Origin of the sequence: Psychromonas ingrahamii 37 (assembly GCF_000015285.1) — a bacterium.
Taxonomy (GTDB): Bacteria; Pseudomonadota; Gammaproteobacteria; order Enterobacterales; family Psychromonadaceae; genus Psychromonas; species Psychromonas ingrahamii.
The window spans coordinates 1778647-1800221 of the sequence record NC_008709.1 but is presented as its reverse complement, the minus strand read 5'-3'; the positions used below and the strand labels follow the sequence as shown (position 1 = coordinate 1800221).

Annotated in this window: 13 protein-coding genes; 3 read left to right on the top strand and 10 right to left on the bottom strand. The window is 39.6% G+C overall.

The features are described 5' to 3' along the window. Positions 1-30: 30 nt before the first annotated feature. The 4 genes from recC to add all read right to left on the bottom strand — a co-directional run bounded on the left by recC (position 31) and on the right by add (position 5771). A complete protein-coding gene (gene recC, locus PING_RS07685; protein WP_011769835.1) occupies positions 31-3480 on the bottom strand; it encodes an exodeoxyribonuclease V subunit gamma in 3450 nt (1149 codons plus the stop codon). A 116-nt stretch (positions 3481-3596) separates the two neighbouring features. Beyond that, positions 3597-4286, bottom strand: coding sequence for a hypothetical protein (locus tag PING_RS07680; protein WP_011769834.1), 690 nt, complete (start codon positions 4284-4286; stop codon positions 3597-3599). Positions 4287-4340: 54 nt separating this feature from the next. Then, a complete protein-coding gene (locus PING_RS19830; protein ID WP_011769833.1) occupies positions 4341-4499 on the bottom strand; it encodes a DUF3012 domain-containing protein in 159 nt (52 codons plus the stop codon). Between the two features lie 270 nt (positions 4500-4769). After that, positions 4770-5771: an adenosine deaminase gene (gene add, locus PING_RS07675; RefSeq protein WP_011769832.1), complete on the bottom strand. Its 1002-nt coding sequence runs from the start codon at positions 5769-5771 to the stop codon at positions 4770-4772. Positions 5772-6336: 565 nt separating this feature from the next. Here add and PING_RS07670 point away from each other — a divergent pair. Continuing rightward, positions 6337-8016, top strand: a complete 1680-nt coding sequence (locus tag PING_RS07670; RefSeq protein ID WP_232279412.1) for a phosphoethanolamine transferase — start codon at positions 6337-6339, stop codon at positions 8014-8016. Between the two features lie 293 nt (positions 8017-8309). Further along, positions 8310-11627: a mechanosensitive ion channel domain-containing protein gene (locus tag PING_RS21970; RefSeq protein WP_011769830.1), complete on the top strand. Its 3318-nt coding sequence runs from the start codon at positions 8310-8312 to the stop codon at positions 11625-11627. A gap of 72 nt (positions 11628-11699) precedes the next feature. On the opposite strand, the gene PING_RS07660 is transcribed toward PING_RS21970, so the two are convergent. The 5 genes from PING_RS07660 to PING_RS07640 all read right to left on the bottom strand — a co-directional run bounded on the left by PING_RS07660 (position 11700) and on the right by PING_RS07640 (position 19098). Beyond that, positions 11700-12533 (bottom strand): CvfB family protein, encoded by an 834-nt coding sequence (locus tag PING_RS07660; protein ID WP_011769829.1) that lies wholly within the window; start codon positions 12531-12533, stop codon positions 11700-11702. 96 nt (positions 12534-12629) lie between these two features. Next, the gene (locus tag PING_RS07655; RefSeq protein ID WP_011769828.1) at positions 12630-13058 is read right to left on the bottom strand and encodes a hotdog fold thioesterase; all 429 of its coding nucleotides are present in this window, start codon (positions 13056-13058) and stop codon (positions 12630-12632) included. Positions 13059-13104: 46 nt separating this feature from the next. Further along, complete coding sequence (ydiJ, locus tag PING_RS07650; protein WP_011769827.1) at positions 13105-16149, bottom strand: D-2-hydroxyglutarate dehydrogenase YdiJ; 3045 nt, start codon at positions 16147-16149, stop codon at positions 13105-13107. A gap of 332 nt (positions 16150-16481) precedes the next feature. Continuing rightward, entirely contained in the window at positions 16482-18404 is a 1923-nt protein-coding gene (locus PING_RS07645) for a bifunctional diguanylate cyclase/phosphodiesterase (RefSeq protein WP_011769826.1), read from the bottom strand. 7 nt (positions 18405-18411) lie between these two features. Next, positions 18412-19098 carry a transglutaminase-like cysteine peptidase gene (locus tag PING_RS07640; protein ID WP_011769825.1) on the bottom strand — a complete coding sequence of 229 codons (687 nt, stop codon included), beginning with the start codon at positions 19096-19098 and terminating at the stop codon, positions 18412-18414. 959 nt (positions 19099-20057) lie between these two features. Between PING_RS07640 and msrA the strand changes: the two genes are divergently transcribed. Then, entirely contained in the window at positions 20058-20606 is a 549-nt protein-coding gene (msrA, locus tag PING_RS07635; RefSeq protein WP_011769824.1) for a peptide-methionine (S)-S-oxide reductase MsrA, read from the top strand. 24 nt (positions 20607-20630) lie between these two features. Here the strand turns inward: msrA and PING_RS07630 are convergent, their stop codons facing one another. After that, entirely contained in the window at positions 20631-21575 is a 945-nt protein-coding gene (locus PING_RS07630) for a DMT family transporter (protein WP_011769823.1), read from the bottom strand.

Here is a 21575-nt window from a genome sequence, read left to right as displayed (position 1 = left end):
CAGCCGCCATAAAAATTTCTGGAATAACCATTATTCGTCACCATCTAAGTCATCGTAATCAATTGGCTTTATATTAGACAAAATCGGCATAAATATTTTCAATGCTAAAGGCTGAAAAGCATCCCAATGGTCTTCCAGGTTTTCATAACATCGATTGATATAAGGATCCTGTCCTTCCGAAAAACCACGATCATTTGAGAAACAGAGCGATGCCACCTGCTGGGCTTCGGCAATAGTTGCAAACTCCAAATCATCAAAGACAAAACAATTGGGCTCAAGTTTATGCACCTGCTCACACCAGGCAAAAGCACTCTGTATAAAGAAAGGCAGCGGTTGCTGCAAACCCGCTTCATATAACGCAAGCAGTTCACTTATTCTGTTGTAGGCATAATCCGCAGGCAGCTCTTTAAAATAGAACCCCTCTTTCTGCCCAAGCAGAGTGGAGTTCAGATTTTGGCCGGAAGCGATACAATAACAAAGATGCTCCAACCAAAGAGTTAAAATATCCTTGCCTTTAATATTCCCAGTTTTAACCCGTACTAATCCTTTTTCACAATGATCATTTAACTCACCGAATAAACGTTTTTCAGCAAACTGAATATCAATATTAATGGTTTCAATCTCACCTATAAAATAACTCGTGGTTAAATCCGCCAAGTTCTCCATTGGCTCGAGATCTTTAGTGAAAATCAGTGCTGCAAATTCGCCAAAAGGTAATTTACCAGCAGCCCTCTTTTCAATAAAAAGATTATCTAATGATTTTCCCTCCAGAGCATATTCAAACTGTTCATGTTTAAGAACATACTGCTGCAAATGATTAAAAGAGAAGGGTTCATCATTTTCCTGTTGATCGTCATCTAATTCAAAGTAGACATCCAAGCGCTGATTAAAAAACACCTTGCAGGGATGTTTTAAAAATTGTTTTAATTGCTCTAATGGTACTTCAGTTAAGGATTGATCCAGAGTCAGAAGGCGCTTGTGACTCTTTTCCCCTGCATTTTTAGCATCCTTTAATGCCGCCCACCAGTTCGGATTGTAGGTTTTAACATCGCCCTGATAATAACGTTCACTAAAACTTTGCATCGGATAGTGAAAAGAGATAAACGCCTTGAGCGCTTTTTCTGCAACCCGGTTTTGATCCTGCTGATTATCTTTTAATACAAAGCTTTGCTGGCAATAGTTAAGTAACTCCGAGACTAATACGCTGGGCATTTTTTCACTGTTATCATTAATATCCCGGCCAATATAACTGATATAAAATTTTTCCTGTGCCGACAGCAGTGCTTCTAAAAAGAGATATCGATCTTCTTCCCGACGCGAGCGATCACCTCGCTTACGATGCCCTGCCATCAAATCAAATCCCATAGGAACAATATTACGGGGGTATTGACCATCGTTCATGCCTAACAGGCAAACAACTTTAAAGGGAATAGAACGCATCGGCATCAGGGTACAAAAGTTAACTTGCCCCGCTAAAAAACGCTGGCTGTTTCCCTGATCCGACAGATGCTGCTCTAGGTGCTCAATTAAGACAAACAATGAGATAGGTTGAGTAAAATCAGCTTGCCCAGTATGGTCTAATAAATTATCCATTTCATTACGGATAAGAGATAAGACCATGGTGTTGTCGTCATCTTCCTGGTAAAAGTCTTCCAGCAGTTGGTACACAAAAGCCTGCCATTGATTGGCATTATAAGACTGCTTTAAACCCTCTTGTAACTTTATTAAAGCATCAATAAAGTCGATAAAACGGCCTAACAAATCCCCCTGCAAACCCTGTATTTCATCATAGGCTGAGATACCTTCAAACAAAGTATCACTTATGGCATAACCGAGCAGCATGCGCCTGATGCCAAATAACCAGCTGTTCTGCGACAGTCTGGGTAAATCCCACTGTGCAGCACTTTTTTCATCTAAGCCCCAACGAATACCACTTTCGTTGATCCATTTTTGTAACAACACAAACTCATCTTGATTCAAGTTAAAACGCTGTAATATGGCAGGCACCTCCAGCAGGGCTAAAATATCTTCCCGAGTATAACGTGTCTGGTTGAGATTCAATAACTGTAAGAAACTGATCAAAATAGGATTTTCTTGCTGAGCACTGACATCAGAAATACTAAAGGGGATATAACGATTTTGTTCTACACTGGCAAATACCGCCTGTACATAGGGGGCATATTGATCGATATCAGGCACCATCACTATAATATCTTTTGGCGTGAGGTTATTATCTGCCGCAAACATTGCCAGCAGGTTATCGTGTAATATTTCCACTTCGCGCATCACACTGTGGCATAAATGTAGGGTGAGAGAGTTACCTTCCGGAGCAAGGCTAATACGCGCGCTAGGATCCTTGCTTAATGCCTGACTGCTGTCCTGCAGGTCTAAGACATCCGCTTGAATATGATGCAATAAACTATCACGCGTAATATCAACAAAAGCATCCACTTCCTGTTGTTCTAACGAGTACAACTGGAAAAGAAAATCACGTCCCATTTTACCCATAGAAGCCAAAAGAGGATTACCCACTTCATTGTCAGGATCATTGCTTTGTGACCACTGTAAATGCGACGCATCTTTTTGCCAGCTGGAGTCGGGTAAATTTTTTATTTCACCGCCACTGACAGTTAATTTCTGACGACTTTGCGCAAAACGTTTGGCTAACAATTTAGGATCAACAATATCAGCCCAATAATAACGGCAGGGATTAGTTAACAAAAAATGCACATCACAATGTTCAGCGAGTCCTAATAACGCCTGCAGATAAGATTCAGGCAGTGCCGATATACCAAATACAAAAATACGCTTAGGCAGATGCTCCAGTGTTTTTTTAGTGGCCAGTGTGTCTAAAAAGTCTTTATATAAACCCGCACGGTGGTAGGCTTTACCCTGCGCTTTAAATGACTCGGCAATAGTCAGAGTGAGTTTTTTCCATAATTTGGCTTGCCAACGCTGATCCTCTAACCACGCAGGTATCGATTCGGTGTTTTCAGCATGCCACTGGCTGATTTCCTGTTCAGAGGCATTTTCCCAAGCTGCAATCCATTCCGGACGATAAACTAAATATTGATCAAAAATATCAGCGATTTTTTGGCTTAGTTGGAAACGCTTACGCAGGTATAAATCATCTTCGAGATAATGTAATAAAGCAGAAAAATCAGGATCCTCTAAACAATCGGGTAAGAGCCGCATAATCTGCCAGGTCATCGACATTTTATTAAAGGGGCTTTTATCCGGCACATCTTTTAAAACATGTTTAAATTGCTGCCAGATGAAACTTGCAGGTAAAGGAAAATCAATATTTGCACTGATCCCCGTTGATTGTGCTATTTCTAATTGTAACCACTGTGCCATACCCGGGCTTTGCACTAGGATCGTTTCGCTTGCAAAAGGGTCTGTCAGCTTCGCCCCCTGCATTAAAGCCACCAATAAATCTTTTAAAAGCGCCAGTTGATTTGAATGATATACTCGAAACACACGTTTCTTCCCTGTTCAATTTATATTTTTAATAGCAAACTATTGCCAATTATTCCACAAAAACATCTCTGATAAAAGCAGCTTTAAAGCTGCAATAAAAAAGATTAAAACACCACTCAGTGGAATATTGACAGTGCCGGGAGAGCGCTATCCTGATCGCTATCTTGATCGTCATCATAAATAGTCTGATCAATCTGTAAAATAGCGCGCATTTCAGATTCAATCTCCTGCCTGATGCGATTAACGTCACTGTTTAACTTATTAAAAAGACTTTGCAGCTCTTCATTGGTCGTATTTGATAATGTTTCGTCTGCATAGATTAATGCTTTCATTAAATCCAGTGTTGCAGCACTAGAGGCATGCGATTTAGAGACTTTTGTAGCCGTCCAGGCAGAAAAATAAACTCTATTTCTGTCAAAAAAAGAGACAAAGGCGGTAAATCTAAGCAGAGCCAAATCATAGTTTTCCTGTGGCGAGAACGTTTTTTCACTGCTCTTCACTTCATCAATAGCCTGATCAAAATCTGCAAAGTATTTGTAACATTGATCAATCACTGCAATACGTTTCTCAATAAGCTGAGTTTGAGTGAGCCTTAGGGAGTGCCGATCAACTTTCAGCTCATTTTCCAGCGATGCCACTTGCTCTGCATGTTTCGCGTTAAGCGTTTTAATATAATCGTCAACTTGTGCCTTTTTTTTACGTAATACTTTATTATTCCAAACTTTTCCAATCCAGACTGACAATAAAAAAATCAGTAACCCACCCACCATTAATTCAATCATGTTCACTTCAAATATTTTATTCATCACTCACAACTCCTGTATTAAAAAAAGGCCATCCGTAGACACCTGTTTGAGTTTTTAAAAAATACAATACTTAGCATAATCCCTTACTTCATTTGCCGTCCAATCCCCTTTAGGTTGTTCTTCTAAATATCCACACCACTCTTCGCTGCCGATTTTCGGCGTACAACCTAAAACAAATAAGCCCAGTAATACAGCACCCATCAATTTTTTCATCCATCACTCTCCACTGTCTAAAGCCTAAAACCTACATCCCACTGCTTACTGCTTACTGCCTACAGCTTACAGCCCACAACTCACAACTCACGGTCGGCGTACAACCCAAAACAAATAAGCCCAGTAATACAATACACATGAATTTTTCATCAACAACATCAAGATATCATTTTTTCTAATGATTAATATATGCAATCCCCTTGAATATATATTTTGAAGGGAATTGATAGTAAAGGAATTAATCAGATATTGCACCGCGTGGATAAATAGCTAACGATTTAATGCATCGTTACGCAGTGCTGCTTTTTCGGCATCAGATAGAAACGCAACTTCAAGACCATTAATTTGTGCTTGACGAATTTGGTCTTGATTTAAACCGACTTTTGTTGCCGCCACTTGATATTCATGCGCGAGTTCAATCCCTTCAACAGCGGGATCATCACTGTTTAAACACGCGAGCACCCCGTGCGCTAAAAAAGTCTTTATAGGATGCTTTGCAAAGGAGCTCACCGTGCTTGTTTGACTATTTGAGGTTAAACAAGATTCGATCCCTATTTTATGTTTAACCAGATAATCCAATAATGTCGGATCTTCAATCGCTTTCACACCGTGCCCAATGCGGGTTGCTCCAAGCTTATTAATTGCCTGCCAAATACTGCTTGCACCAGCTGCCTCTCCGGCATGCACAGTGACCTGTAAATTTGCATTTCGAACTGTTTTAAAATGTTCGACAAAATGCTCGCCGGGGTGCCCCAATTCATCGCCAGCCAAATCAATTGCAACTAATTTATCTTTTTGAGTTAATAAAGCAGCAAGCTCTTGTTGGCAGCGTTGCTTGCCGAAAGTACGGCTCATAATGCCGATTAAATTGGCTTTAACAGAGAAATCGCGACACCCCGCATGCACACCGTCCACAACAGCCTCAACAACACCAGCAAGCGGTAAATTGTGTTTCATTGCCATGTAATAAGGTGAAAAGCGCAACTCCGCATAATCAATTTTTGCATGCATCACATCCTGCACATTTTCATAGGCAATACGGCGACAAGCATCAAGATCGCCCAACACCGCGACACCCCAATCCAATTTAGATAAAAAAGCCATTAAATCTGCTTCATTTTCAACAACTTGCACATAGGGACGTAAGCCCTCAATATCATAAGCGGGCAAAGGTAAGGCAAATTTTTGACCTAATTCTAAAATGGTTTCTATGCGGATATTACCATCAAGATGACGGTGAAGATCTGTTAATGGGAGCGTGTTAGTAATCATTATTTAGTACCAATTCCGTTAATTTAGTGATCTCTTTAGGCGCAGAAAAAACGCATAAAAGCAAGGCATTGATTGCAGTAACTAGCTATTCTAATTACGCAACAATAGTAGGAAACTATTTTGAACAGCTTTAGCTGACTATTAGTAAGTGTTGAACAATAGGATGTTATAAATCAACTCAACTGAAATCAAATCAAGAGTAAAGACTAAAACAGTTTTTTATGCCTCGCCTACATATTTTTTAACCCGCATAAATAAAGATAAAATTATCGGGTTTGACATACTAATCATCAAAACAATATATTGCTTTATAGAGCAGTATAAAGAATGGTATCTTCTGTGTCTGTGACAAACTGACTAAAACACTAGACAGTATAAAATTTTCATATACTCTGTTGCCAGAGTAAGGCGCTCATTAATTAAGCAATATTTGCTAAACAGCGGTAAGTTTTAAATTACTGTAATAAATTACTGTAATAAATCACTGTTGAATAGACTTCCTCAGTAAATCTTAAGTTTAAAAAAGTATACTATTACTTATTATTAACCCATCGGGATAACCACCTTGAAATCGACTTTGTTAAAGACCATTAAAAATATCAATCTCTCCTCAAATATGGTGTTTTTGATCACCCTTCTTTCAATATACTATGGCTTTGTTTTCAATTACCCTATTATCGATAAAATCTATATTTTATCGGACAATCAGAGTGTCTTTTATTTTCTGTCACCGCTCGTTTTAACTTTTGCATTTATTATTATTTTTTCAATACTCGCCCTGCCCTATCTATTTAAAGCAATACAAATCCCACTGCTGATAACATCTGCATTAGCTTTTTATGCCAGTATCAAATATAACGTCATGTTTGACTACTCTATGATAGAAAATATTTTTGAAACAGATACGGGGGAAGCTTTTACTTATATAAACTTTGGGTCAATTTCATACTTTATATTCTTAGGCCTACTACCTGCATTGATTGTTTTTAAAACAAAAATAACCTATGCAAAAAGTATTACCAGAGAAATAATTAATCGGCTTTTATTGGTTATTGTTGCCGTTGTTGGGATTTTGTTTATCGCCTTTTTTTATTACAAAGATTATGCCTCTATAGGGCGAAATAACAGCTATCTAAACAAAATGATTAACCCGGCTCATGCATACAATTCATATAAGTATCTGAAGATAACTTATTTAACAAAAGAATTGGCTTACAAAAAAATTGGCCAGGATGCGAGTCTGGAAAACAGCAGTAATGACAAACCTACTTTAATGATTTTAGTCGTGGGTGAGACAGCACGTTCACAAAATATTTTTTACAATGGTTATGCGCGTAATACCAATCCCCATACACAAGATATGGGGATAATTTCTTTTCAAGATGTTTCCTCATGCGGCACAGCGACTGCACACTCGTTACCCTGTATGTTTTCAAATATGAACCGCTCTAATTACGACAAAAATCGTGCAATTACCCAGGATAATGCTCTGGATGTTATTTCTCATGCAGGCGTGGATATGCTCTGGATTGAAAATGATGGCGGTGATAAAAGAGTCGCTGACAATTTTTCAAAAATAGAGATCGCAGCGGAAGACAGCCCGGAGTTATGTGATGCAGGATCCTGTTACGATGAGGTTTTACTGCAAAATCTAGACGAAAAAATTCAAAAAAATAAAGGTAATCAATTGATCGCTTTACATATTAAAGGCAGTCATGGACCGACCTACTGGCAGCGCTATCCGGAAAGTAAAGCACGATTCACCCCCGCTTGTAATCAAAGTGATATTGAACACTGCAGCGATCAAGAGATAGTCAATGTTTATGATAATACCCTTGTTTATACGGATTATATTATTGCCCAGACCATTAAAAAATTAACAGAATATTCGAAGCAATATAATGTTGCCTTAATGTATATCTCAGACCATGGCGAATCGCTTGGTGAAAATGGCTTATATCTGCATGGTGCTCCTTATATGATTGCCCCTGAAGAACAAACTCAGGTTCCCTGGTTTATGTGGTTAGGAAATGGTTATGCCGCTGCAAAAGGGATCGATAAACAGTGTCTGCTTGATAAAGCAAACAATGATACCTTTTCTCACGATAATCTGTTCCATACTCTCCTCGGATTCTATGGTGTTGATTCAACAGCAAAAGATAGTCAACTGGATATTATTGCCAGTTGCAAACAGAGCATAAGTAATATTGCAAAAACGAAGTCAGTCGATCCTGAAATAAATTAGCACTGAAGGCTAAATAACTCTCCCGCGAGGAAGTAAGATGATACCAGTAACGTACTCTGATTATTAAGTCGTTAATACGGCCTTGGAATGATATCCATGGCCGTTCCTTAATTCACCATTGGGGGCAATTATTTTGTGATGCCTTCATCAGCGCGCAATAATACCCGTCGAATTGGCTAAAGTTATTTAAAATGGTGCCAAGCGATTTTATGAGAGAAGAACAACGACTTCCTGCAATAGTATTCGGGATTTTTTGCAGCAGCAGTGCTTGTGCAAATGACCATGGAGCTTTGATGAAGAATATTAGCCAGCTACTTTTATTTTTGAGTGTTATTTTTTTTAGTGCGCTTGGATCGGCTCAATCACAGGATAGTGTGACAATTGATCTGCTTGATAAACGTATTGAACAAGCTAAAAAATCTCAAGAATATGATTCAGAAACACAAGCCAAATTAATTCAGCTGTATCGCGACAGCATCTCCCACTTGCACCAAACTGAACAGCACAAAGAGGCCACAGCAGAATATCAAAAAACATTATTAACGGCCCCTCAAGAAATAAACACACTGAAAAAAAAACAGCAGGAACGCTTGACAACCGATCCCTTAGCCAGCTTAAAAATCAATCAATACACTGATCTGGCGACATTAGAAAAACTGATTTCAGATGAAGAAAAAAACCGTTCGGCATCGGAAGAGACACTGAGTGCCATTAATACCACTATTGGGGAAAGTACCTTACGGCCGAGCCGGGACAGAGAAAGAATTAATTATATCCGTTTAGAAATGGCAGAGCTTGATGAAAAGCAGATAGATAAACAATCCAATAACAGTCCTGCATTTACAGAAGCGGATAATTGGTACCAGGAAACGAAACGTCAATCGTTACAAACAGAACTGTTAATGCTTGATCAGGAACTCACCGGCAACAGTACTTTATTGAACCTGCTGCAGGAAAAACAAAAAAACGAAATAACCTTGCTGAAAAAAATCGAAATACGCATCGCGTTTTTACATGAAAAGCTTTTTAACAAACGCGCAGAGTCGACCCAAAAAGTGTCTGAAACTGCCAATTTGGTGCTCAACGGGGCATTAGCAGAGGATAATTACCTGCAGGGAATAGCCAAGCAAAATTTAGCCTTGATTGCTGTATTAGAATTACAGTTTCAGGAACTGCAAACACTGTTAGAAAAAGAAACGAGTGAACGTAAATTATCACTGCAGGTATCAGAAGCATTCCACAGTGCACGTAAAAAATTGCAACTTCAAAGTGACTCATCCTTTATAGCTTTATCCATTCGCGCACAACGAGAAAAACTCCCCAAGAGTCAAACCTACATAAAGTCACGCAGTGTGGTGCTTGATGATATTGCTAACATAAGCTTACGATTGTTCCGTCACGAAGAGATGTTAATTAACGATGAGCAAGCACCCGGGCAGTATGACAAGAAAAAAAGCAGTGAACATCATAAGATCCTGTCCGAATTGTTAGAAAACCGTCAAAACATGCTTGAAAGAGTGATAAAAAATGACCGGGTACAGCAGAGTGGGTTATACGAACTGGATGCCAGATACCTACAATTAATAAATAAAACAAAAGAGTATGATGATTATTTAACTGAGCACCTCCTGTGGCTAAAAAGCAGTAACGCCTTTGATTTTATTATGTTTACCCAATTACCCTCAGATCTTAAATGCTACGTAAGTCATTTTAAAAGTGAGTTATTGAAACTAAAAAAAATTAGATTACCAAATCTCTTGTTACTCTTTATCCCCTTATCCTTGGTCTTTTTGTTGATTTTTTTACGCCAGAATTTACTTACCTCATTACAAATTTGTGGTGAAAAGGTAGGCAGTGTCAAACAAGATAGTATCCTGCATACCCTTAAAGCATTAATTTACACCACGCTGTTAGCATTACCGGCCGGGTTAATCTTATTTATTATTAGTTGGGCGATAAAACTCCCAACAACTGCGTCGAACATTTCAGTCGAATTAGCCAATGCTGGCATTTACACTGCGGTGTCGCTCTTTGCAGTGCAGCTTTTAAAAGTGCTGTGCATTGAAAAAGGGGTGTCAGAAGTGCATTTTGGGCGTAAAGCAAAAGCGCTGTCAAAATATGTCAAACAACTCAACCTATTTATTTACTTCGGTATTCCCTGCTATTTTATCACCCTGAGTGCGATCAAATTATTTCCTGCGACATTGGGGGGAGCGCTTGCAGTATTGGGCTATTCAGGTCTTATGTTTACACTGGTAAGAATCATCTATAGTATTTTTCACCCTCACAAAGGCTTACTGTATCCGGCAACAACAGATCCTGAGTCAACATTCCACACCAGAAAAATTATCTTTTTCTTTACTATGTGCTTACCCGTCGCGATAGTTATTATGTCCTTAGCAGGATACACCTACACAGCAGGCATATTTGGCGAACGTCTGTATTTTTCAATTTTATTTGCCGCTGTTGTGTGGATTTTTCATTCACTTTTAAGCCGCTGGTTATTAATTACCAGTAAACGGCTCACCTATGATAATTTGGTGATTGCTCGAAAGGTTAAATGGGACCGCCTTAAAGCAACAGAGAGTGAAATACCGGAATTAATTCATGAGGAAATATTAGAGCATGAGGCCAATTTAAAAACATTAGACGGCGACAGTCACAAGCTGATTAATGCCGCGACCTTAGTCCTCGCCGTGGTCGGATTCGTTGGCGTCTGGGGTCAGATGTTACCTGCATTAAGTTTCCTTGAACAGATAGAGCTGTGGAATAAAGACGTGATAGTGGATGGTAAAGAAGTGTTGCTTGCCGTGAGACTGGATGAAGTATTAGTGGCTTTTTTAGTGAGCTTAGGAGGGTATATATTATCCCGAAACTTACCTTCTTTAATAGATATCATTTTACTTAAAAACGGAAAAGTCAGTCCAGGTTCCCGTTATGCTATTGTGACCTTAACACGTTATGGCATTGTTATTATTACGATTCTTATCACCATGAGCTTTCTTGGAATAAATTCCTCCCGTATCGGATGGATGTTTGCAGCGCTGAGTGTCGGCATTGGCTTTGGTCTGCAGGAAGTCGTCGCCAATTTCATTTGTGGTTTAATTCTATTATTTGAACGGCCCATTCGCGTCGGTGATATTATCAGCACCGGCAGTACGGACGAATCATCGGGCACAGTGATCCGCATTCGTATTCGCGCCACCACCATCCGCAACTTTGATGAAAAAGAGTTATTGATTCCCAATAAAGAGTTGATTACCGGCCGTGTACTTAATTGGACACTTAGCGATGAAATTACCCGGATCATGGTTAAGGTCGGCATTGCTTACGGCAGTGATGTGGAATTGGCCATGACCATTATTGAAGATATTGCCAAGGAGAATGAGCATACACTCACTGAACCGCCACCCTTTGTTAACTTTGAAGAATTTGCCGATAGCAGCTTACTACTCACCCTAAGGGCCTACGTTGCCACCCAAGGTGATCGTTTACAGACAATTACTGAATTGCATAAAGAAATTTATAAACGCTTTAAGGCAGCTGAAATTATGATCCCTTTCCCGCAACAGGATGTTCATCTTATTTCACAGGACAAGGAAAAAAGCTGATTATTCGTACGTACTGGCACCGAATGGGGCCAGTACGGTAGATAAAGGAAAGAAAAACGAACCTGCGGTAAATTATTCGTTTAAACGGATCCCATTATTTTCAATATGAATGACTTTTTTACGATATAACTGACCGATCGCTTTTTTGAAATTAGCTTTACTCATTTTTAAAATTTTGGCTATTTGCTCAGGAGAACTTTTATCCGACAGTTGCAGGTAACCCTGATGCAATTTCAGGGTTTGGACAACCCGCTCGGCTAATGAATCAATCTTCCCATAGCCTATCTGTGTCAGGGTCAAATCAATTTTGCCATCTTCACGTACTTGCTTGATATAACCTTTGCACCTTTTTCCAATACCCATCTCACCAAACACGTCGCTTGGGAACAGAACCCCCCAGTGTTTATTATTAATAATCGCTTTAAAACCAATATCGCTTCTTTCTGCGATTAATAAATCGACTTTATCGCCCACTTTATAATTGGCTTCTTCTTTGTCTAAAAAACGGTCTAATTTTGATGAAGCGACTAAACGCTCACTTATATCATCTTGATAAATATAAACAATATATCCATAACCTTCTTTCATTGGTGTTTTTTGCTGATTAAAAGGGACTAATAAATCTTTCGGTAACCCCCAATCTAGAAAGGCACCTGCTCTATTTGTATCAACAACTTTTAATGAAGTAAATTCCCCCACTTCCGCTTTTGGTTTTTGCGTGGTAGCAATCAAACGATCTTCTGAATCACAATACAGAAAGACCACCACAGTTTGCCCGATTTTCATATCATCGGTGACATAACGGCGGGGTAATAATATTTCCCCGTCTTCCTGCCCGTCAAGGTACACACCGAAATCAACTTGCTTAATAATAGTCAGCTCATTATAAGCACCAATTTTAATCATAACTTTCTCTTTTTTATTTAAGTGCCTTGTGATCAATTACCACAGCGCTATTTTATCTGTTTAAAAACTAGCAATAAAATCTAAATATCTGGCTAGTTAGGGTATAGGTTTATTAATAACCGCAATAGTCAGGCGTGATATACACACCAATTGCCCTCTTTCATTTTTTATTTCAATGGACCAAATTTGTGTTGTATAACCTATGTGCAGCGCCGTTGCAGTACCAATAACAATCCCAGATTTTACACCACGTATATGATTGGCATTAACTTCCAGGCCCACACAAACTTTATCTTGCGGGACAGTTAAGTTAGCAGCCAGACTGCCTAACGTTTCAGCTAAAACAACAGATGCACCACCATGTAACAGCCCAAAAGGCTGGACAGTGCGCTGGTCAACAGGCATTGTCCCAGTTAAAGAGTTATCGCCCACCTCGGTAAATAAAATGCCCAAGTGAGCGGTCAGTGTCTTTTCACTGGTTGCATTTAAGCGCGCTAAATCCGTGTTTTTTTTCCAAATCGACATTTTTGTCCTGTACTTTTTTTCCAGTAAATTATGTTATATAAGATTTCTATAGAATCTCTAAGAGCGCCTGCACAGGGTGTTTTAATGTATGCCCTTCAATACGCTTGACTTGGCTGCGACATGAATAACCCGTTGCTAAACATTGTGAACGCTCACGTTTAGCAATTTCGGCTTCCCAGCTAAGACTGTAAATGGCTTTTGAATCAGCCAGGTGAGTCACATCATGCCCATAGGTACCAGCCATACCGCAACAACCCACAGCAACATTAATAAACTCGGCGCCAAAATGATTAAATATTTTAGCCCAATCCCCACCGGATGCCGGCTCTGCAGTGACTTCGGTGCAGTGACCCAATAAAAAATATTGCTTACCGGTTAAGGGGGTTTTATCACTGCTTAAACGCGTTAATAACCATTCTTGGAAAAGGTGCACATGAAACTCACCACGATTTTCACCTAGTGCTTTTTTGTACTCGTCACGGTAACACAATACCATGGCAGGATCTGTCCCAACCATAGGAATATTAAGCGTTGCCATCTGATTTAAAAACTGCGCTGAGTCCTTGGCTGTTTTAGCAAATTTATCCAGGAAACCTTTAATATGCTGTGGTTTTCCATTTGCCTTAAAGGGCAGGATCACCGGTTTATAGCCTAATTTTTTAATCGTTAAGACAACATCTCTGACTACATCCGCATCATAATAAGTAGTAAAGGGATCCTGCACTATTAATACATACTCTTTACGTTCAGCATCAGTTAATGCCTGAAGCTTAGCTAAATCAAACTCAAGCACATCCTGAATTTTAAGTGAAGCGGTGAGTGATGGGCTTGAAAGTAACGGAATATCAACCATACCGACAAACTTTTCTGTTAAGGCAGCGGTCAGTTTCATGCCCATAAAAAAATTAAAGAATTGCGGGGCTTTCCCCATCACCGGGGCATATTGCTCTACATAGGCAACAAAATAATCTTTTAAAGGGCGCAGGTAACGATCATGATAAATATGCATAAAACGGGCACGAAAAGTAGGGACATCCACCTGAATAGGACACTGACTGGTACAGGCTTTACAGGCTAAACAGCCCTGCATCGCTTCCATGACTTCATGTGAAAAGTCATATTCACCTTTGCGTTTAGCTAAGGTATTGACAAATTTTCTGAAGATACTGGCATTTTTACCCGCATAAAGATCTTCTTCAAGTTGTAAAACATCGATATCATTATTGGCTAACTGACGTAACCATTCGCGCATCAAACCCGCACGACCTTTAGGGGAATGACGGCGATCACGGGTGACTTTAACCGAGGGACACATCGGGGATTTAGTATCATAGTTAAAACAGAGACCATTGCCGTTACAATCAACGGTCTCTTTAAAACTTGTGCGGACCTTAATCGGGATTTGACGATCAAAGGTACCACGTTTTACCGCGTCCACACTGACTAACAACTCATTCGAGTCTATCGGTGTACAGATTTTCCCTGGGTTAACACGGTTTTGCGGATCAAAGACCGCTTTAATTTTACGTAATTCGACGTACAGCTCTTCACCAAAAAATTCCGGGCTGTATTCACTGCGGAAGCCTTTGCCATGCTCTCCCCACATTAACCCTTTATATTTAGAAGTTAATGCCACCACCTTATCAGAAATGGTGCGCATGATTTTTTCCTGCTCCGGATCGCACATATCCAGCGCCGGACGCACATGTAATACCCCGGCATCCACATGGCCAAACATGCCATAATGCAGATTGTGATCATCCAATAACTGCCGGAATTCAATAATGTAAGCCGCTAAATTTTCCGGCGGCACACAGGTATCTTCGACAAAAGGAATAGGTTTTGCACTGCCCGCGGTCTTGCCTAACAAACCAACCGCTTTTTTACGCATACCGTAAATTTTATTGATATCGTCCAAATCATCACAGATTTGGTAAGCAATCACACCCGCTTCTTCATTGGCAATTAATTTATCTAATTTTATAATTAAATCATTGACTTTTTGCGTTTGACTTTCTGCGTCTTCTTCAACAAATTCAACGACATTTAAACCATCAACAATTTTATTGGGTACATCTGTGATTAATTGACTAACGCTATGCCAGACAATATCTTGTTTGGCCAGATTTAAAACCTTTGAATCAATGGTTTCTACCGATAACGCATTGGCTTGCACTAAGAAAGGGGCATTTTGTAATGCTGATTGGAAACTGTCGTATTTAATATTAAACAAAGTGCGATAAGTGGGGATTTTTTGCACATGTAATTTAGCTTCGGTAATAAAAGCCAAGGAGCCCTCCGCGCCGCACAAAATACGGGTTAAATCGACACCGCCTGTTTCAGCATCATAGACATGTTTTAAATCATAACCGGTTAAGAAGCGATTCAGCTTGGGGAAACCTTGCTCAATTTGCTGTTGCTTAGTCGAACAGGTTTCAATCACCTGACGGTAAATAGCACCAATCGTATCTTGACGTGCACTTTGTTCAACTAAAGCATCACCTTTAAGCGGTGCGCTCTCTAATACGTGACCATCAACTAATACTGACGTGAGTGCTAAAACATGATCACTGGTTTTACCATAAACGAGCGATCCTTGCCCGGAAGCATCACAGCTGACCATGCCGCCAATCGTCGCGCGGTTGCTGGTTGATAAATCAGGCGAAAAAAACAGACCAAAAGGGCGCAAAAATTCATTCAGTTGATCTTTAACCACGCCGGTTTGTACCCGCACCCAGCCTTCAGTCTCATTCAATTCAATAATTTGATTCATAAAACGGGACAGGTCTAATACCAGATCATTACTTAAGGACTGGCCGTTGGTACCTGTTCCGCCACCGCGAGGTGAAAAACGAATATTGGAGAATTGATCAGCCTGTGCAAGTTTACAAATTTCAACAATATCCTGAGTCGAGCGGGGAAAAATCACTGCTTGCGGCAAACATTGATAAACACTGTTATCCGTTGCAACAGCAAGACGACTGGCATAACTTTTTTCTATTTCGCCGGAATAGTTTGTTGCACTTAACGCCGTTAAAAATGCAAAGTAATCTTGTTTAATATTCTCTTGATGAGATAAATTTGGGATCATGTCTAAAGTACCCTAGTCGGTTATTTGCTGATATTGCTGATATTAATAAAATAGCGCTCATATTAGCACAAATTTCTAATCTGTTTAGATGAAAAATTCTACGTAACAAACCGCATTCAGGATCATTATTTCAGCGAAAATATTGTGTGAAAATGAATAACAAAGGGGGATGTAAATGATTTTTTATTTTAGATAAAGGTCGTCATTGCAAAAAAAACTATCTATGGAGAAACCAGAAAAGCGAGTTTAAAGCAGCTTAACGCCACGAAGATAAAAAATTAACGCCTAATTATTTGAAGATGCAGACATTTGCATCTTCAAGTAATTTGCGTCTATATGTCAACTGGGCCTGATATATAACCTTGATAACCTTCAATCCGCAAAATTTTGACCATCTTCAGATGCTTCTCGTCTTCAATACCCGTAATAATCACTTTAATATCAAAGCCATGTGCAATATTGACCAGTGCGCGGCAGATTTCCAGATTTTTCAGATTGTGTGGTTTCTCTTGATCCTGGTAAGCAGACAATGAAAGATCCAATTTTACATAATAAGGTTTTAACAGTCGCAGGTATTCAAAGGATGTTAACTGTTGACCATAATGATCTATACCACATTTTGCCCCTCTAATTTTTATAATGTCAGAGAGTCTAATCGCTTCCTCTAAATAATTTAAAACCCCCGCTTCGGGCAACTCAAAATGAATAAGGTGCGGATCGGCAACCTTATTTAAAAATTGACTTAACCAGGTATGAAATTCGTTATTGACTATACTGTCACGGGTTAAATTCACTGCAATAGGTTCTTTATTAATCGTTAGCAGCTGTCTTTTGACAAGTGCTTCGAGTATGTTTCTGTCGAACTGATGGCCTAATGCTAAGCGTTCAACAAAGGGTATAAACTCATTCGCTTGGGTAACTTTTTCATCTATTTTTAAACGACTGTAAATCTCTCTCTGCATGACACTATCACTTTCCATGCTGTGTACCATTTGCCATTGGAATATAAACTGATGTTTGTTAATGACATCCAGAAGACGAACTCGCCATTGTTCCAGGCTAAATTCCTGCTCAGTATGAGGCCTAAACCATTGGCTGATTTTATTTTCTAACAGCGCTTTTTGCAAAGCATGATCTGCCTGAGCTAATAATTCGGCGGGTGTTACATTCGCGGTCCTTTCACTTAACCCAATCGCAAAATCACGGTTGGGAATACAGCCGTCCTGCAAAATTTCCTGATTAATTAAACGGATTAACAGCTGCAGATAATAAGTTATCTGTTTATCATCAGCATCCATTATTAAAAAAGCAAATTCCGTATTTGAAATACGCGCAATAAAGCTTTTAGGCAGGCTTTTCAGCAGGTTATCTGACAATTTTTTAATGGCTTGATCACGTACCTGATAACCAAATTTATGGTGTATTTCATCTAACCAGGGAAATTTAGCTAATATTAGCGCCCCTACCCCCGGCTGATCTAAGCGACTGGTCAATTGCCCCGCTAAGTACTGTCTATTAGGAAGCTGCGAAACAGCATCAAACAATGTTTCATTTTTTAATATATTCACTTGCTCAGCAAGAGAATTAAACACTAACTTTAATTGTCCGGACATGGTGTTAACGGCATCAACCATTTTTTTAAGTTCAGTGGTTTTAGGTAAGGGTAAATTTTCACTGAATTTACACCGGGCAAGGTCATAGGCATGTGCTGCAACTTGATCTACGGGTTTTAAAATGGTTTTTAAACGCCAGCGGAATAAAAAAATTGCGATAAGAAAAATAACCACTAAAGCCAGTACCATATGTTTCATAATCCGCCATAATTCCCGGTAACCGATCGCTGGATTTGATTCGATTTTCAACGTTGCCAGCTGTAACCACCCTGATGTAATAACAGTTTCACTTATTAGCCCCTTAAATAGCCCCAAGTTAACAAACCATTGTGGTACCCCATTTATAATGACAGGATTCTTCCATACTTGCTGTTTTTGATCTGCAAGCCAGGTCAGACTGACCCTTTGATAAAAACCGCCTTCAAAAATAACATTGATTAAGGTTTCAACCATCACTACATCGCCCGTTTCCAGATGAGGTTTTAACATCAGACCTAATGAAATACTGGTATTATTGAGATCTGATTCCATTTGATCGCTCATAAAAGCACTTGTTTCGGTAAACTGAAAATAAAATAAAGTGGACATTACCAGCAAAAAAAGTCCTAACAATAATGAGTTTATCTGCTTAAACAGGGTCATTGAATATTTACTCCATTCTCAACTTTGGCTGTTTCATCCGTGAAAATTCCATACGTTGAATTAAATTTGTCCAGCGGTCGAGGCGATCTGATTTACCGACCAGTACACCTTGTCCTTTTTCTTTATTAAGCCAAAGTTGGCTACCGTTAAAGCTATAAATAGGATCAAGATCCTGACGTTGATTGGCAGGTTTGATTTGCATATCCAAGTTATCGAGCACCAGAGGCACTGAACCGGGCGTTTCATAATAGGAAAGTACCATATGATATTGATTCAGCGTCAATGCTTTGACCATGGTAATACGCATTTTCTGATCGTCGATACCCAGTGCTAATAATGTAAAGTATTTTGCGATGGCAAACTCCTCACAGTCTCCCCCTTTTACACCAATAAATTCCAGCGGGGTTGCCCAGTAATTGTCTTCTCCCCAGAGCTGCTTGTCATCAATGAAATAGAGCATATTAAAAAAACTATTAACCTTGGTTAATTTTTCTATGTCGCTCAACTGTTGTGCTGAATCCAGAATATCAAACCAGGCTATTCCCCTGTCAGCAGCCCGCACGCCATAATTACTTTTAAGCGCGGTTATTATTTTCTGCTCATTTAATAACCATAGGGTCAGGCTGGACAAACTTATTAGCAGCAGTAAACCACTCAATAAGCGCCACCAGGCTTTACCCCTTCTATTTATCATCAGCACTAAATATCACTCAGCAGGAGAATCGATGCTATAGATTGTTCATTTCAACTCTTTCTGTTGTACTTCACGGCTTATTTCAGCAACAACACGGCGATTACGCGCATCAATAGATCATTATCACCTTCTAGTAATAACCGCATACCCAACGGCAGTCATGCCAGCGTCATCTATTAAAACCTTGTGATCAGGATATCTTTAATAGCCTCGCCATGTTGTTGTCATAATATTCGGTTATATTCTGCGCGGCCTTGTTTACTGGCATGCCCCTCAATAGTTAGGAGAGCTAGGATGCGCTTTCATAAGGGTAGCTTATTTTTCTCTTTCTGGAAGGAGTTCGGCATGGACTAAATAAAAATTCTTACTGAAGTTGACCCGTAATATTTCAACTTTTTAGCAGCACAACCGCTATGATCAACTTACCCCAGAAAAAGTGTCAGGGTAATAAGTACGCATCTGAATAACCATCACTGTCCGAAGTGATTAAATCAAGTTCCTGCTCGCTCTGCCAACTGGACGAGCAAATTATCCGTCATGCATTTAGCGATGACACCATTGAATATAAAATACGTTACTGTGCTGCTATTACGCATCTAAAAATCTGACATGCTTGATATAACTTATTTTAGGTATCGAACAAATCAAGTCAGTTACATTGCCTTATTTTACACTGCTGAACGTCATCAGATTGAGTCTCTTAAGAGGCAGCAACGTACATTTTATACATTTTTATGCCGCTTTAATTGTTCAAAAGCATGCCTTAAAGGCTAAACTTTTGTGCAACTTCAGGGTGGGTATTATCCCGCATTAACGGAGACTCTGACTTTCAAATCACCAGTGACATTAAAAGTATCCATAAAGATATCGGCAACATTTAGCAGGTTAATTTAAAAAATTAAAATGGATTGTTATTATATCAATATGCTACCTTTAACAATTTAATACGGAGTATCAAAATGGCAATTTCAACAGCAACTTTTGCAGGAGGATGTTTTTGGTGTATGGAAGCGGCTTTCAATGCTTTAAAGGGCGTGAAGAGTGCAGTTTCCGGATACACAGGCGGAAAAACGGATTCACCCACTTATGCAGATATTTGCACTGGTACAAGCGGGCATGCTGAAGTGGTGCAAATCACATTTGATGATTCAGTCATCAGTTACGCAGAATTATTAACTATTTTTTTCAGTCTGCATGATGCGACACAATTAAACCGCCAGGGTCATGATATCGGCACACAGTATCGCTCTGCTATTTTTTATCACGATCTCGCGCAAAAGCAATCAGCCTTAGAATTTATCAACACCCTTGAACAACAGGCTGTATTGACCGACAGTATCAAAACCACCATTGAAAAATTAGAAACATTTTACCCCGCTGAAGATTATCATCAGGGTTACTTTCTTAAAAATCCGGGACAAGGTTACTGTTCTATGGTGATTCAGCCTAAATTTAATAAATTTAAAGCAACATACCAAGCCGCATTAAAAGAAGAGCGCGGCAGTTAACCGATAATGGTTAACCGGTATTAATTAAAGACCAGCACTGGCCTTGCGATAGTGAGCAAACACCACCAGCAAGATACCAGTGCAGACTAATGCGGCGGAGATAATGAAATCTATACTAACAGGCTCGCTTATCCAGATTACGCCGCCCAGTGCGGCAATAACAGGCACAGATAGTTGTATTACCGACGCCTGCGTAATGGATAATCCAGCCAAGGCTAAATACCAACAATAATAACCCAATGCCGATGCCAATGCACCGGACGTGATAGCCAATAAAATACCCTGCCAGGTATAGATTATTGATGGATACGAGAAGATAAAAAGAACAAAAACAAAAGGTAAGGTGCGTAAAAAGTTTGTATTGCTAGCAGACAAAGGATCACTTACCCCCTGCCCTTTAAGTGTGTAAAAGGCCCAGGCTATCCCGGCTATCGTCATTAACACAAACCCCTGAAATGACGGTGTGCTTAAGTTTGGGAAAACCAGATAGACAAAACCACTGAACGCAACAATCAAGCCCAGCAACTCAATAAACTGCAAGCGGTTGCCTTGAAGGTGATTTTTAATAACCATTGTAATTTGAACGGCCGCGAACAACACTAATGCACCAGTACCTGTCTCGAGTGACAGATAGGCAAAGGAAAAACTGCAGGCATAAATAAATAACATCACAGCCGAAAACCAGCTTGATTTAGGTTTTACAGCGCTCTCTGCATTAGAAGTTGCTTTAGAATTGGCATTAGAAGTTGCTTTAGAATTGGCATTAGCAATTGCATTCGACTTCTGTTTAAAATGCAGCAGAATGCTCAACATAACAATCGCCGATAATAAACGCACTATCGTAAAGCCGGCAGCATCTATATCGCCTGCTCCTAACGCCAGACGAGCAAGGATGGAATTAGCGGCAAACGCCAGCAGCGCTAATACAGAAAACAGAACTGTATTTAACCTGGATGATAATTTAATCAT